The organism is Aequorivita iocasae, from assembly GCF_016757735.1.
GTDB classification, from domain to species: Bacteria; Bacteroidota; Bacteroidia; order Flavobacteriales; family Flavobacteriaceae; genus Aequorivita; species Aequorivita iocasae.
Window position 1 is genome coordinate 238151 of sequence record NZ_CP068439.1, and the last position, 14174, is coordinate 252324.

Sequence of the window (14174 nt, forward strand, 5' to 3'; positions counted from 1 at the left end):
TTTATGACTTATAAATTACCACAGCCCTAAAAATGTTTTTATGCCTTTACTATATTTGTGAATATAATTTTCGATGAAAAAAACACTACTACATTTCAGTCTGCTTTATTTACTGTTTTGTTTCGCACTTCAGAACATTTCGGCACAAAATTTAAATACCACTTTTGAAACTTCAAACGGCCTACAAACTGCACCCTATGAAGAAGTAATTACATATTATTTAGCACTGGAGAAGAAATTTCCCTCCATCACTGTCTTTGAAATGGGCCAGACCGATAGCGGTCTTCCGCTTCATATAATCGTTTTTGATCCCCAAAATAAAAAACATTCAAAAGAAAATTTTTCAAAAAACGGAAGAAATCTATTATTGATAAACAACGGAATACATCCGGGAGAACCCGACGGAATTGACGCAACAATGCTTCTTTTTAGAGATTTTGCGGAAAATAAAATCACCCCTCCCCAGAATACAATCATCGCGGCGATTCCCGTTTACAACATCGGCGGTGCTTTAAATAGAAATAGCACAAGCCGCACCAATCAAAACGGTCCCGAGGAATACGGTTTTCGCGGCAATGCGAGGAACTATGATTTAAACCGTGATTTTATAAAAAATGACACAAAAAATGCTCGGGCTTTCGCTGAAATATATCATTGGTTGAACCCGGAATTGTTTATTGACAACCACGTAAGCAACGGCGCCGACTATCAATACGTGCTCACGCATCTTTTCACACAGCACAACAAATTGGGCGGAGACTTGGGCAACTATCTGCACACATCCCTAATGCCACAATTGGAGGATTCGCTTCAGCAAAAAAAATGGGACATCACGCCCTACGTAAACGTTTTTAACCAAGTGCCGGAAAAGGGTTTCTCGCAGTTTATGGATTCGCCGCGTTACGCCTCGGGCTATACAACGCTTTTCAACACCTTAGGCCTTACGGTAGAAACGCATATGCTAAAACCATACAATCAAAGAGTTGAAGGCACCTACGAATTGATGAAAAGTTTTATAAACATTGCTGACAAAGACGCCGAAACAATAAAAACACTTCGAAAAAATGCTTTGGAGAAATATAAAGTTGGCAGCTACTACCCCCTTTCCTGGGCAGTGGATTCCTCAAAAACCTCGACATTAAAATTTAAAGGTTTTGAAGGAAAAATGGTTCCGAGCAAAATTACAGGGGCAGAAAGGTTAAAATATTTCCGTGACAAACCGTTTACGAAAAACGTTACATATTACAATCATTTTACGGCAACGGATTCCGTTACAATTCCTTCAGCATATATTGTTCCGAAGGGGTATTGGAACGTAATTGAACTTTTGAAATTGAACAATATTAAATATTCCGAAGTTAAAAACGATTCAACCATTACTGCGGAAGTTTATCACATAAAAAGTTTTGAAACCGTTAAAAATCCTTTTGAGGGTCATTACCTTCATTATAAAACGGAAGTATCAAAAAGCACAGAAAATATTTCAGTTAAAAAAGGTAACATTTTAGTAAAAACCCAGCAGCCAGGGGTTCGCTATCTTTTGGAAACCCTCGAACCTACTGCTTCCGACTCTTTTTTCAATTGGAATTTTTTCGATGCAATCCTTCAGCAAAAAGAAAGTTTTTCATCCTATGTTTGGGAAGATATGGCTGAAAAATTTTTAACTGAAAACCCAGCAATTAAAAAAGAATTTGAAACCAAAAAGAAAAACGATCCTGACTTTGCGAATAACTGGTATGCACAGTTGGATTGGATCCACAAGCAATCGCCCAATTACGAGAAATCACACCTTCGTTATCCTATCGTTCGGGTGGGGGGTTAAGTATTCCTTTGGAAAGAGTAGTTTTATGTTTTCATAAGAATCCTGCAAAGCCTTTTGCGATTTTTCAAAATCTTTCCACTTCACTTTTTTGATTCCCTCTTGGGGCTCAGGAATAAGGGGCCCGTCGTAATCGCTGAACATTTCGTACCAATAGGTTATTTTCAGGCGGAATTTATTATTTCGGGTAAAAACGTGGTACGTTGTCATTAAAAATTCGCGAATTTCAAGATCCTTTACCCCTGTTTCCTCAATCACTTCCCGGATGGCAGCCTCACGGTGTGTTTCGCCTTTTTCAATTTTACCTTTCGGCAAATCCCACTTTTTGTTTCGCCGTATAAAAAGAATTTCCTTTTTGCTGTTATAGACCAATCCACCAGCGGCTTCAACCACTTTTATTTTCTTACGAAGAAAGCGTTCAAGTTTCTCCGCATTTTTGTGATATAGGTTCACGTAAAGGAGTTCGCCATTGTTTATTTTTTTTACCAACTTTTTAAAACGAGCCTGTTTTAAAGGAATGGTGGTGTAATGCTCCCCAATATTTTCTTCCGTAGAAAGAATAATGGGAATATCTTTTACAAAAACTTTATACATTTGCAGCATGATATTAAACAAAGAAACGGCGCAAAAAACCGCTGCCTTACTATTGCAAATTAATGCAATAAAATTGCAACCACAAAACCCTTTTACGTGGGCATCGGGATGGAAATCTCCAATTTACTGCGACAATCGCATTACGCTTTCCTATCCGATGATTCGGAATTACATCCGTGAAAACCTTGCAAAACAGATTGAGGAAATCTACGGAAAGCCCGAAATGATTGCCGGCGTAGCCACTGGCGCGATTGGAATTGGAGCTTTGGTTGCCGATTATTTAAACGTTCCTTTTTGCTACGTGCGTCCCGAAGCAAAGGGCCACGGACGCCAAAATAAAATTGAGGGCCATCTGGAAAAAAACACAAACGTTGTTGTTGTTGAAGACCTTATCAGCACCGGAAAAAGCAGTTTGTTGGCCGTAGAAGCTTTAAAAGAGGCCAATGCGAACGTGAAAGGAATGCTTGCCATTTTCAGTTACGGTTTTGATACTGCCGAAGAAAACTTTAAAAAGGCAAATGTTACCCTAAACACATTGAGCAATTATGAAATGTTGCTGGAAGAGGCCGAAAAATCCAAATATATCAATTCTGAAGAAGCTGCGCTGCTTTCTGAATGGCGGGAGAATCCTGCTGTTTGGGGGCAATAGTTTTGTGTTCAGTAGCAGTATTCACTTTTCAACTCATAAACTTCTAAACTCATAGAATGAAACTAAACAGCAAAAAAGTAACCACCCAAAAATCCGCAGCCGAACTTTGTAATTTTTTGGCTGATGTAAAGAATTTTGAAACATTGATGCCCGAAAATATCAGCAAATTTGAAGTTATCAGAGAGAATGCATTTGTGTTTGCACTAAAGGGAATGCCCGAAATTGCGCTGGAAGTAAAGGAAGTTGAAAAGCCAAACAAAATAGTTTTGGGCGCAATCAGCGATAAAATTCCGTTCACGTTAACTGGAAATATTGAAGAGGTTTCCGAAAATTCATCAACAGTGGAGCTTCTTTTTGAAGGTGAATTCAACGCGATGATGGCGATGATGGTAAAAGGGCCTATCTCCAAATTTATTGACACCCTAGCTTCTAATTTAGAACAGGTTTAGTAAATTAATTTAACCTCTTTAAGTTGAAATTTTCGCAATGCTTGGTTTTCGGTTTCAACCAAAAGCTCGCCAATTTCCGAAATGCCTTTTATTATTCCGTTGAATCGTAAACCATCGGGTGCTTCAAAAACCGAAACTTTCTCTTTTTGAAATAATTCATTTTCATACTTCAGTTTTATATCTTCAAAATTCTTTTGTGTCAGGTCTTTTAAATTTTGAAAAACTGAAATTACAATACTTTGAAATACTTCCTCCAAAAAAAAAGTTTTGCCCGTTTCAAGCTTTAGTGAACTTGCTTGCGGTAGCTTCAGGAAGTCAGTTTCATTTACATTGAGCCCAATTCCTATTATTGACTGGTTTACATAGTTGCCTTCCAGTACGTTTTCAATTAAAATCCCCCCAATTTTTTTATTGGCTGACAATATGTCGTTCGGCCATTTTATTGAAATATTTGGAACATTCAAACTTTTAAGCGCTTTCACAATAGCCAAAGAAACTGCCATAGAAATCATAAATTGCCGCTCTATCTGCAGCCTGCCAAAAGCCTTGAACATACTGAATGTAAGGCTTTGCCCTTCTCTTGATAGCCATACATTGCCCATTTGTCCACGCCCAGAAATTTGACGGTTTGTAAGCACAACCGTTTCGTCTTGCAAGCATGTTGCTTTTGCCAATTGCTTTAAGTAAGAATTGGTGGAATCGATGGCATTAAGTTTGATTATCTTCAAAACAATAATTATGTTTAGTATTCGCTTTTATGGCGCTTCAAGAAACAAAAAAGTAATAACTTTGCGAAAAAGAAAAGAAAAATAATTAATGCAGAAAAAACAAGCAGGAACAGATCAACTTATTACCCAAATTATACGAGGGATTGAAGAAGTAAAAGGAAACGATATAGAAATTCTTGACCTAAGGGAAATAGAAAACACCGTTTGTGACTATTTTATAATTTGCAATGGTACATCCAACACTCAGGTTAACGCCATTGTAAACTCCGTTCAAAAATCAGTAAGCAAAGCACTTAAGGAAAAACCATGGCACGTTGAAGGCAGCGACAACGCAGAGTGGATACTTATGGATTACGTTCACGTTGTAGTACACGTTTTCCAAAAGCATATTCGTGAATTTTATGATATTGAAGGTCTTTGGGGCGATGCAAAATCTGTTAAAATAGAAACAACACACTAAAAAGAAAATTGCCATATGGCTGAAGAAAATAAAAATAAAAAGAACGATTCAAAAAGACCCAAACCCACTTATTATTGGATTTACGCGGCAATAATAATGCTGTTCTTTGCAATTCAAATATTCGGTGGAGGCAGTTGGTCTCAGCCTGAAAAAACCAATCAGGCAAAGTTTGAGGAATTTTTGAAAAATGGTGATGTAGAAAAAGTAGATGTCATCAATAAAAAAATTGCACAAGTTTATCTTACCGACGCCGCAAAAGAAAAAGAAGTTCATTCCAAAAAAGGCAATACGCCTTCTTTTTTAGCCCCGGGTCCAAATGATCCCGATTATCAATTTGAATTTGGTGATCTCCAACTATTTCAAAATGATTTCCAAAAGATAAAAGCGGAAAACAATCTGTCCACATCCTTAAATTTCGAAACAGACAATAACGTCTGGGGCGATATTCTGATGGGCATTTTACCATTTGTTATTATTATCGCTATTTGGATTTTCATTATGCGTAGAATGTCCAGTGGCGCAGGTGGCGGTGCCGGCGGGCAACTGTTTAACATTGGAAAATCAAAGGCAAAACTTTTTGATGAAAAAACCGATGTGAAAACTTCTTTCAAGGATGTTGCCGGACTGGAAGGCGCCAAAGAGGAAGTTCAGGAAATTGTAGATTTTCTTAAAAACCCAGACAAGTACACTTCATTGGGAGGTAAAATTCCAAAAGGAGCTTTATTGGTAGGCCCTCCCGGGACAGGTAAAACTCTTTTGGCAAAAGCCGTTGCCGGCGAAGCAAAAGTGCCATTCTTTTCACTTTCAGGCTCAGATTTTGTTGAAATGTTTGTGGGTGTGGGTGCATCCCGTGTGCGTGATCTTTTCAAACAGGCAAAAGACAAATCTCCAGCAATTATTTTTATTGACGAAATTGACGCCATTGGCCGTGCCCGTGGCAAGAACAACTTTTCCGGAAGCAACGATGAGCGGGAGAATACATTGAACCAGCTGCTTACCGAAATGGATGGTTTCGGCACCAATACAAATGTTATTGTACTTGCCGCAACAAACCGTGCAGATGTTCTGGACAAAGCATTGATGCGAGCGGGTCGTTTTGACAGACAAATTTATGTAGACCTTCCAGATGTGCGCGAACGTAAGGAAATATTTGAAGTGCATTTACGCCCCATCAAAAAAGATGAAAACTTAGATACCGATTTTCTGTCGAAACAAACCCCTGGGTTTTCTGGAGCTGACATTGCAAACGTTTGTAACGAAGCAGCTCTTATTGCTGCCCGAAACGGTAAAAAATCTGTTGGCAAACAGGATTTTCTGGACGCCGTAGATAGAATTGTGGGTGGACTGGAAAAGAAAAACAAAATAATGACTATGGACGAAAAGCGCGCCATTGCATTTCACGAAGCTGGCCACGCCACCGTAAGCTGGATGCTCGAGCACGCGGCGCCTTTGGTTAAAGTAACCATTGTTCCGCGTGGACAATCCTTAGGAGCTGCTTGGTATCTGCCCGAAGAAAGGTTAATTATACACCCAGAACAAATGCTGGACGAAATGTGCGCAGCACTGGGAGGCCGGGCAGCAGAAAAAGTGATTTTTAATAGAATTTCAACTGGTGCGCTAAGTGATCTTGAAAAGGTTACAAAACAGGCCCGTGCAATGGTAACCATTTATGGTTTGAATGATAAAATAGGAAATCTTACCTATTACGACAGCAGTGGCCAGTCTGAATATAACTTCTCTAAACCATATAGTGAGAAAACTGCTGAACTGATCGATAAGGAAATTTCAGCACTTATTGAAAGTCAGTACCAACGCGCCGTAAAACTTTTGGAAGAAAACAAAGACAAGTTGACCGAACTGGCAAACGTACTTCTTGAAAAAGAAGTGATATTTAAGGACAATCTTCAAAAAATATTTGGCGATCGTCCGTTCGAAAAGCCAGAAGAAGCACCAAGAGTGGCAACAAGCTAATGTTGCCATTTTTGGCATAGTATTTAAACTTTGTTTTGCACGTAACAATACTTCAGTATAGATTTTATATATTTGAAGTTTAACGTATATATATGAACTCCTCAATTGATTATTAATGAGTCTATTCAAAAGACTTTTAAACCCTAATTATAAAAAATCGGCAGAGAAGGCCAAAAGGGCCGAAAAAGCCGAGCACAGCAGTTATTACCCAGAACAGAAACTTCCCATTGACGAAAAATTCACCTATAATTTCAAGAACAATGGCGGAAAATTTATTTATTGTGAAAACTGGGAAGAGGTAACCGAAGCTTTTGACAATATAATGTTGGAAAACGATTGGTACGAGCAGGATGTGTTTTGTATAAACGAACAGCTGTGCCAAAAATTTGATGGTTTTAATCTCAATTTTGTTAAAAAAACAGATTCAAAATTTTTTCTTTCCAACTGCGAATCGCTTATAGCCACTAACGGTTCCATACTGCTATCCTCCAATCAAATCAAAGAAAAGAAACTAAAAGAGCTCCCTTTCAATGTTGTTATTTTTGCCACTACCAGCCAAATTGTTGACACCATTAGCGAGGGGTTGCGAATTATAAAAAACCAAAGTTCAAATTACATTCCGAGTAACATTACTACTATTCAAGACTTTGAAACCGAAAAAGAAAAGAATTTTATGAGTTATGGAAGTAGCACAAAAAACCTATATTTGTTGCTACTGGAAGACTTATAATATGAAGGAAATTCTCGTACGGACCCTCTCGGGCGTATTATACATTTCGATCATCATTTTTGCAATGTTTACTTCGCGCGAATGGTTTATGGGGCTTTTCTTCGTATTGGCAGTCATTACCTTAAGTGAATACTTAAAGTTGGTGCGCCTCACCAGCTATCTAGCCTATTTTCTACTTGCCGCAGCTTTTTACTTTCTGAGTTATAATGTATTTGCCGACAATGCAGTGTATCTCTTTTTGATATTAAGTGGTTTTGTGAACCTTTATCTTTTAAAGGATGTACTGTGGACCAGCAAAATCCCAATGTTTGAAAAGAAGAAATATATTACCGTAATATTTTATATAATCAGTGGATTTGTGTTTCTTACCCTGATTCCTATAATGAATATTGATGGCAAGTTTATGCCAGAAATAATTGTAGCGGTTTTCATATTGGTTTGGAGCAACGATACCTTTGCATACTTAATAGGCAAAAATTTAGGGAAACATAAACTATTAGAGCGTGTTTCCCCTAAAAAAACTATTGAAGGCTTTGTGGGTGGTTTGCTGGGCGCTCTTTTGGCAGGATTTATTATCTTTAAAGTGTTGGAAAACTATAGCCCGCTAGAGGCTGAAAAGTACCCACTGTGGATTTGGATAGTTATGGCAATAATAGTTTCTGTGTTTGGCACCATTGGTGATTTAATTCAATCAAAGTTTAAAAGGCAGGCAGGTGTTAAAGATAGCGGCATTATCATGCCAGGGCATGGCGGATTATATGATAGACTGGACAGCATCATTTACGCAAGTCCTTTTGTTTATGCGTTTTTATTAATTGTTGACAATGTTTCATAAAGAAGGTTTCAAAATTATATTTACAGCGCTGGTAGTTGTTATCGGCCTTAGTCTTTTGGCAAATGTTTTTGTTGAAAACCCCACCATTCGCGGTGGAATTATCATTGCACTGATTATTCTTTTGCTCTTGGTTTTACAGTTTTTTAGAAATCCTAAACGGAATTTTCTGGTTCATCCTGAACGTGTGCTTTCTTCTGTAGACGGAAAAGTGGTGGTTATTGAGGAAGTTTTTGAAAAGGAATATTTCAACGATAAGCGATTACAGGTTTCAGTTTTTATGAGCCCTATAAATGTACACGTTACACGTTATCCTGTAGGTGGAAAAGTGGTTTACAGCAAATATCATCCAGGGAAATTTTTAGTGGCTTGGCATCCTAAATCTTCTGAAGAAAACGAACGTACTACTGTTGTGGTAAACAACGAGACATTTGGAGATGTACTGTTTAGACAAATTGCTGGCGCCATGGCAAAACGCATCGTGAATTATGCCGAAGCGGGCCAAGAAGTAGCGCAAGCTACCGATAGTGGGTTTATAAAATTCGGATCACGCGTAGATATATTTCTTCCACTTGATGCAAAGATTAAGGTAACCCTTAACCAAAAAGTAAAAGGTGGAATCTCTATAATTGCAGAGAAATAATGACCTCAGAAGAGCTTGACATAGCTTTTAAGAATGCCGTGAAGTGCATAAATGAACACACCGAGCCCTTTCCGGCAGATGTGCTATTGCGCCTGTATGCGTACTATAAACGCGCCACGAACGATGCCGATATTCCTACTGGAGGAAAACCACACATTTCTGCATTTAAAACCAATGCGCTTTTCCAAACACGGGGCTTAACTGAAGATGAGGCCAAACAACTTTATATTGAGGCCGTTAATCAATACTTTTTGTACAGAAAATAATCAGGCCTGTTGTGCCTTGTTGAATTTTATTTCGTACTCCTCAATAGCTTCACGGATTTTGTCAACATTTTCTGACGCCCGCTCATGCGCGCCCTCCATTGCCTTTTCAAGGTCTTTATCGGGATGCTGAAAAAGATCTGTAATTACATGGTTGATTTTATCGATAATACTCTTTTGGCTATTCTTGATGTCTTCCAATTTGTGAAGCATCCCCTCCATTTGTTCATACTTTGCTTGGTCCATAATGGTATTGTTTTGCAACAAGGTACGGGCAAATAGCTTTGAAAAGTGGAAAATTAACCTTGCTTTAGAAGAAATTAAGAAAATTTAACGCCTTTTAATACAATCTTTAAAATTGCAATTGTAAAATCTAACAAAAAATCTATTTTAATCCGGCCAAACTGGCTTTTAGGGTTTCAATCTTTGCAAGGGCATCGGCTTCTTTCTGTTTCTCAAGAGCAACAACCTGTTCGGGCGCGCCGCTTATAAAACGTTCGTTTTTCAATTTGCCTTGTACACTTTTCAGGAAACCTTCGGTATATTTTAATTCTTCCGAAAGCTTGGCAATTTCTTCCTCAACGTTTATAGCACCTGCAATTGGTATGAAATATTCGTTACTTTTTGCACGGAACGTGAGTGCGCCTTCCAGTTTTTCTGAAATGTAATTCAATTCGGAAATGTTCCCCAGCTTTGCAATTACGGCATCAAATCTCTTTGACGCATTGTCTTTATTGAGTACGGAAAGTGTGATGGCATCCTTAAAGGAAATGTTCTTCTCCTTGCGAATGGTACGAATTCCAGAGATTACTTCAGTAGCAAACTCGAAGTCTTTAATTATTTTTTCGTCAAAGGCTTGCTGTTTTGGCCACTGGGCAATGATTAAGGCTTCGAAAATGTCGCGCTGGGTGATGTGCTGCCAGATTTCTTCTGAAATGAAAGGCACGAAGGGGTGCAATATTTTCAAATTATCTTCCAAAACGGATATTACTTCCAAATAGGTTTTTTCTGAAATTTTTTCCCCGAAAGGTGGTTTTATCATTTCTAATAGCCACGAACAGAAATCGTCCCAAACCAATTTATAGGTCGCCATCAAAGCATCACTGATTCGGTATTTTCTGTAATGGTCTTCAATTTCGGCAAGCGTTTTCTGAAATTTGCTTTGGTACCACTGTAGGGCAATGATGTCGCTTTGTGATTGTTCCTTTTCCAAATCAACTTCCCACCCATCAATCAACCGATAGGCGTTCCAGATTTTGTTTACGAAGGCACTCCCCTGTTTGCAAAGATCTTCATCAAACATTAAATCGTTTCCTGCCGGTGAGCTTAAGAGCATTCCCACGCGCACGCCGTCGGCACCGTAGGTATCCATTAAATCTATTGGATCTGGTGAGTTTCCCAACGATTTGCTCATCTTTCTTCGCTGCTTGTCGCGAACAATACCCGTTAGATACACATTTGTGAAAGGTTTTTTGTTTCTGTATTCATAACCGGCAATAATCATTCGGGCTACCCAGAAGAAAAGAATTTCAGGTGCTGTAACAAGATCATTTGTTGGGTAATAGTAATTTATTTCTTTGTTGTCGGGCTCCAAGATTCCGTTAAAAACGTTGATAGGCCACAGCCAGGAAGAGAACCAAGTGTCTAGCGCATCGGGGTCTTGGGTTAGGTTTTCCGCTGTTAGTTGCTTGTTGTTGGTTTTTTCTTTTGCAAGTTTTACCGCTTCTTCAATAGTTTCGGCAACTACGAAATCCTCTTTGCCATCGCCATAAAAATATGCGGGAATTTGCTGCCCCCACCAAAGTTGTCGGGATATGTTCCAGTCGCGAACGTTTTCCATCCAGTGGCGATAGGTATTTATGAACTTTTCGGGAACGAGGTTAACCTCTTTTTGCAGCACGGCATCTAGCGCAGGTTGTGCAAGCTCTTTCATTTTTAGGAACCATTGGTCGCTCAGTTTAGGCTCGATTACGGCGCCCGTACGCTCGCTTGTACCAACTTTGTGCATATGGGTTTCAATCTTTGCAACTACGCCCATTGCTTCCAGTTCTTTTACAATTTCCTTCCGCACCAAAAAACGATCCTTTCCTTCGTAATGCAAGCCGAAGCTATTCAAGGTTCCGTCATCATTCAGAATATCTACTATTTCAAGATTGTGCTTGTCTCCAAGCATTTTATCATTTTCGTCGTGGGCGGGAGTTACTTTTAAACAACCCGTACCGAATTCCACATCTACATATTCATCTTCTATAATCGGAATCACACGATTACAAACAGGAACGACTGCCTTTTTTCCGCGAAGGTGTGCAAAACGTTCATCATTTGGATTGATACAGATTGCTGTATCACCCAAAATGGTTTCGGGGCGCGTTGTAGCAATGGTCAAAGTGTCGTTGCTACCTTCAATTTTATAATTTAGGTAATATAAATTGCCTTGTTTTTCTTCGTAAATAACCTCTTCGTCCGAAAGCGTGGTCTTTGCCTGTGGATCCCAATTTACCATTCTGTAGCCGCGGTAAATGTTTCCTTTTCTGTACAAATCCACAAATACTTTTATTACGGAGGCTGACATATCTTCATCCATAGTGAACTTGGTTCGCTCCCAATCGCAGGATGCACCCAATTTCTTCAACTGTTCCAAAATTATTCCACCGTGTTTGTGGGTCCATTCCCAAGCATGCTCCAAAAATTCTTCGCGGGAAAGTGTTGCTTTATCAATGCCTTCAGCTTTTAATTTTGCCACCACTTTCGCCTCGGTAGCAATAGAAGCGTGGTCTGTACCCGGTACCCAACAAGCGTTGAACCCCTGTAGGCGCGCACGGCGGATCAAAACATCCTGCAAAGTATTGTTGAGCATATGGCCCATGTGCAAAACTCCCGTAACGTTTGGCGGCGGAATAACGATGGTGTATGGCGTCCTGTCATCTACTTCAGAATGGAAATATTTATTCTCTAACCAGTAGCTATACCACTTGTTTTCAATCTGTTTTGCATTATATTTTGCTTCTAAAGCCATACTTTGGTCTGATATTTGAGTAATGAGTTGCAAAAGTAATTATATCCGTAGGATAATAAAAGTGAATAAGTTATTTTGCAGGTTGATTAAAAGTTCTATACTTTAGCATACATTAAAAAAACAAAATCATGAAAAAATTAGCTCTTATAGCTCTTGTTGCCTTAATTGGCTTTGCAGCGCAAGCGCAACAAGCAAAAATCAGTTTCAAGGAAGACACCGTTGACTACGGCACCATTGCAAAAGGCAGTGACGGCGTTCGTGTTTTTGAGTTCACCAATACTGGCGATGCCCCACTTATTATTAGCGATGTAAAATCCAGTTGCGGTTGTACTGTCCCGAAAAAACCAGATGGCCCTATTGCTCCTGGAGCAAGTAGCACTATCCAAGTTAAGTATGACACAAACCGTGTTGGACCAATCAGAAAAACTGTTACCGTTTATTCAAATGCCAGCGAACCAATGGTGGCTTTAAAAATAAAAGGTGAGGTTATGAGCGACTCCAGCAGTGTGTTGGAAAAAAGCTAAATAAACTTTACTATTTAAAAAAATCTGGTTGAAGCATTGATGCTACAACCAGATTTTTTTTTAGAACACACTTCTTAAATAGAATTTTATTTTATTAATATATCCTCCTCTTTTAACTTCGAGGGATATTTTCCTGCCTTCATCAGACGAAAACATTTCTATCAATTCGTATAATTTATATTGATAGCAGGGCTTACCGTTTATGGTAATGATTTCATCACCTTTTATAACTCCGGCTAAAGCTGCCGGGGAGCCCTCACGTACATCTGCAACTACATATTTTGGCACTAAAGATAAATGCACTTCTGTAGTAATGGAGATACTGTTCATGGTTAAACTTTCGTTTGTATTTCCCCTGTTTGAATTTACCACAGCCTGTCTTTCTTCTTTTACGAGTTCCATCCCTTCATGCTCCAGTGTAAGGCCACTCATATTATAGTTAAAAGGATCCTTGAACGTATGATTTTTCTTAAAGCGTACCAATTTCTTGCCATAATCAAATGTTACGGTAAACCTGCTTAAGAAACCTCCACCTACGCTGCCATCACGTTCTTCATAGTAGCGGGCCCTAAGAATGGCATCTTCTTCCGGAAAGGATGTATTCACATTACTTAGATAAAAACTTCCTATTAAAAGACCAGGTATTCTTGTGCGCTTTCCATAGATATTTCCACTAAGACCCAGTCCCAAAAAATCTTGATAATAATTTTTTGTTGGCAACTCCTTTATGAAACCATCATTATCAAAAAGCCACATAACATCGCTGGATCCAGAATCTACCAAAAGTGTTACTTCTTCCTTTTCCTTAGAGGCTTCAGATTCAACCTGCAATGTAACATAGGGTTTACCACTTACAAAGTTCAATGGCAAGTCCTCACACTTTTTACAGGGTTTTAGCTTGTGTTTTTTAGAATTATAGACAGTTATAACTTCCGCTGTGTAATTAATCTTGACGATAAAATTCTGAAAAAATTCATTCCCCAAAATTCCATGAACGGGAATACCCATTCTTGGTGAAAAATTAAGCGTGCTGTCAAAAATTATATATAAATCATGGTCGTTATCGATAACATTGCCCAATCTTAATTTATTGTTCAAACTCCTTAAAGCCTGAACGGCGCCACCCGACCCCAAGCCTTGTAAAAAAACCGGTGTAGTATTGCGGAGTTGTAAACTGTCAGCCTCCTCCAGGCTGAAAAGGATAGTAGATTTTACCCCTGTATCCAGAATAAAGGAAAGCGGGGTACCGTTGATTTCAATTTGGACAATAGGGAGATTGTTTACAAGCTTGAAAGGAATTTTATCCCTTTTTTTATTTGACTGAAGAAAAAAGCCTGTCTGTGCCACCAAGGCAGCAGAAAAACAACAACAGATAAAAAAAACAAAGACTTTTTGCAAAATTTTAATAATTTATTTGTAAACATTTGAAGATATAAAAAAAAGGCGAATGTTGTTTCGGGCAGAGTGGTTTTATAAAATATATTTTGCAACTTTGC

At 38.7% G+C, this 14174-nt stretch carries 15 protein-coding genes; 10 read left to right on the forward strand and 5 right to left on the reverse strand.

Annotated features, from left to right (window positions below):
• Nucleotides 1-73: 73 nt before the first annotated feature.
• Nucleotides 74-1822 carry a M14 family metallopeptidase gene (locus JK629_RS01170; RefSeq protein ID WP_202336821.1) on the forward strand — a complete coding sequence of 583 codons (1749 nt, stop codon included), beginning with the start codon at nt 74-76 and terminating at the stop codon, nt 1820-1822.
• On the opposite strand, the gene JK629_RS01175 is transcribed toward JK629_RS01170, so the two are convergent.
• Nucleotides 1784-2413, reverse strand: a complete 630-nt coding sequence (locus JK629_RS01175; protein ID WP_202336822.1) for an NUDIX hydrolase — start codon at nt 2411-2413, stop codon at nt 1784-1786. The genes JK629_RS01170 and JK629_RS01175 overlap by 39 nt on opposite strands.
• A gap of 7 nt (nt 2414-2420) precedes the next feature.
• Between JK629_RS01175 and pyrE the strand changes: the two genes are divergently transcribed.
• On the forward strand, nt 2421-3062 hold the full coding sequence (gene pyrE, locus JK629_RS01180) for an orotate phosphoribosyltransferase (RefSeq protein ID WP_202336823.1): 642 nt from the start codon (nt 2421-2423) through the stop codon (nt 3060-3062).
• A 56-nt stretch (nt 3063-3118) separates the two neighbouring features.
• Entirely contained in the window at nt 3119-3511 is a 393-nt protein-coding gene (locus JK629_RS01185; RefSeq protein ID WP_202336824.1) for an SRPBCC family protein, read from the forward strand.
• Here JK629_RS01185 and JK629_RS01190 read toward each other — a convergent pair.
• Nucleotides 3508-4239 carry a biotin--[acetyl-CoA-carboxylase] ligase gene (locus tag JK629_RS01190; RefSeq protein ID WP_202336825.1) on the reverse strand — a complete coding sequence of 244 codons (732 nt, stop codon included), beginning with the start codon at nt 4237-4239 and terminating at the stop codon, nt 3508-3510. The genes JK629_RS01185 and JK629_RS01190 overlap by 4 nt on opposite strands.
• An 88-nt stretch (nt 4240-4327) precedes the next feature.
• Between JK629_RS01190 and rsfS the strand changes: the two genes are divergently transcribed.
• The 6 genes from rsfS to JK629_RS01220 all read left to right on the forward strand — a co-directional run bounded on the left by rsfS (nt 4328) and on the right by JK629_RS01220 (nt 9141).
• The gene (gene rsfS / locus JK629_RS01195) at nt 4328-4699 is read left to right on the forward strand and encodes a ribosome silencing factor (protein WP_068761045.1); all 372 of its coding nucleotides are present in this window, start codon (nt 4328-4330) and stop codon (nt 4697-4699) included.
• 15 nt (nt 4700-4714) lie between these two features.
• Nucleotides 4715-6670: an ATP-dependent zinc metalloprotease FtsH gene (gene ftsH, locus JK629_RS01200; RefSeq protein WP_202336826.1), complete on the forward strand. Its 1956-nt coding sequence runs from the start codon at nt 4715-4717 to the stop codon at nt 6668-6670.
• Between the two features lie 115 nt (nt 6671-6785).
• A complete protein-coding gene (locus JK629_RS01205) occupies nt 6786-7400 on the forward strand; it encodes an LUD domain-containing protein (RefSeq protein WP_202336827.1) in 615 nt (204 codons plus the stop codon).
• A 1-nt stretch (nt 7401) separates the two neighbouring features.
• Nucleotides 7402-8235 carry a phosphatidate cytidylyltransferase gene (locus tag JK629_RS01210; protein WP_225626077.1) on the forward strand — a complete coding sequence of 278 codons (834 nt, stop codon included), beginning with the start codon at nt 7402-7404 and terminating at the stop codon, nt 8233-8235.
• The gene (locus tag JK629_RS01215; protein WP_202336829.1) at nt 8225-8875 is read left to right on the forward strand and encodes a phosphatidylserine decarboxylase family protein; all 651 of its coding nucleotides are present in this window, start codon (nt 8225-8227) and stop codon (nt 8873-8875) included. Before JK629_RS01210 ends, JK629_RS01215 begins: the two co-directional genes overlap by 11 nt.
• Complete coding sequence (locus JK629_RS01220) at nt 8875-9141, forward strand: acyl-CoA-binding protein (protein ID WP_202336830.1); 267 nt, start codon at nt 8875-8877, stop codon at nt 9139-9141. The genes JK629_RS01215 and JK629_RS01220 overlap by 1 nt, the downstream gene beginning before the upstream one ends.
• On the opposite strand, the gene JK629_RS01225 is transcribed toward JK629_RS01220, so the two are convergent.
• On the reverse strand, nt 9142-9384 hold the full coding sequence (locus JK629_RS01225) for a hypothetical protein (protein ID WP_202336831.1): 243 nt from the start codon (nt 9382-9384) through the stop codon (nt 9142-9144).
• Nucleotides 9385-9523: 139 nt separating this feature from the next.
• Nucleotides 9524-12154, reverse strand: coding sequence for a valine--tRNA ligase (locus tag JK629_RS01230; protein WP_202336832.1), 2631 nt, complete (start codon nt 12152-12154; stop codon nt 9524-9526).
• A gap of 128 nt (nt 12155-12282) precedes the next feature.
• Between JK629_RS01230 and JK629_RS01235 the strand changes: the two genes are divergently transcribed.
• Complete coding sequence (locus JK629_RS01235; protein ID WP_202336833.1) at nt 12283-12678, forward strand: DUF1573 domain-containing protein; 396 nt, start codon at nt 12283-12285, stop codon at nt 12676-12678.
• A 60-nt stretch (nt 12679-12738) separates the two neighbouring features.
• Here JK629_RS01235 and JK629_RS01240 read toward each other — a convergent pair whose 3' ends face one another.
• Nucleotides 12739-14076: an aspartyl protease family protein gene (locus JK629_RS01240; RefSeq protein ID WP_202336834.1), complete on the reverse strand. Its 1338-nt coding sequence runs from the start codon at nt 14074-14076 to the stop codon at nt 12739-12741.
• Nucleotides 14077-14174: the final 98 nt, after the last annotated feature.

Bases quoted from the DNA above. Each gene is read 5' to 3' on its own strand.
- JK629_RS01210 (WP_225626077.1), top strand. From the start codon at position 7,402: ATGAAGGAAATTCTCGTACGGACCCTCTCGGGCGTATTATACATTTCG.
- pyrE (WP_202336823.1), top strand. From the start codon at position 2,421: ATGATATTAAACAAAGAAACGGCGCAAAAAACCGCTGCCTTACTATTG.
- JK629_RS01185 (WP_202336824.1), top strand. From the start codon at position 3,119: ATGAAACTAAACAGCAAAAAAGTAACCACCCAAAAATCCGCAGCCGAA.
- JK629_RS01215 (WP_202336829.1), top strand. From the start codon at position 8,225: ATGTTTCATAAAGAAGGTTTCAAAATTATATTTACAGCGCTGGTAGTT.
- ftsH (WP_202336826.1), top strand. From the start codon at position 4,715: ATGGCTGAAGAAAATAAAAATAAAAAGAACGATTCAAAAAGACCCAAA.
- JK629_RS01230 (WP_202336832.1), bottom strand. From the start codon at position 12,154: ATGGCTTTAGAAGCAAAATATAATGCAAAACAGATTGAAAACAAGTGG.
- JK629_RS01235 (WP_202336833.1), top strand. From the start codon at position 12,283: ATGAAAAAATTAGCTCTTATAGCTCTTGTTGCCTTAATTGGCTTTGCA.
- JK629_RS01175 (WP_202336822.1), bottom strand. From the start codon at position 2,413: ATGTATAAAGTTTTTGTAAAAGATATTCCCATTATTCTTTCTACGGAA.
- JK629_RS01170 (WP_202336821.1), top strand. From the start codon at position 74: ATGAAAAAAACACTACTACATTTCAGTCTGCTTTATTTACTGTTTTGT.
- JK629_RS01220 (WP_202336830.1), top strand. From the start codon at position 8,875: ATGACCTCAGAAGAGCTTGACATAGCTTTTAAGAATGCCGTGAAGTGC.
- JK629_RS01225 (WP_202336831.1), bottom strand. From the start codon at position 9,384: ATGGACCAAGCAAAGTATGAACAAATGGAGGGGATGCTTCACAAATTG.
- JK629_RS01205 (WP_202336827.1), top strand. From the start codon at position 6,786: ATGAGTCTATTCAAAAGACTTTTAAACCCTAATTATAAAAAATCGGCA.
- rsfS (WP_068761045.1), top strand. From the start codon at position 4,328: ATGCAGAAAAAACAAGCAGGAACAGATCAACTTATTACCCAAATTATA.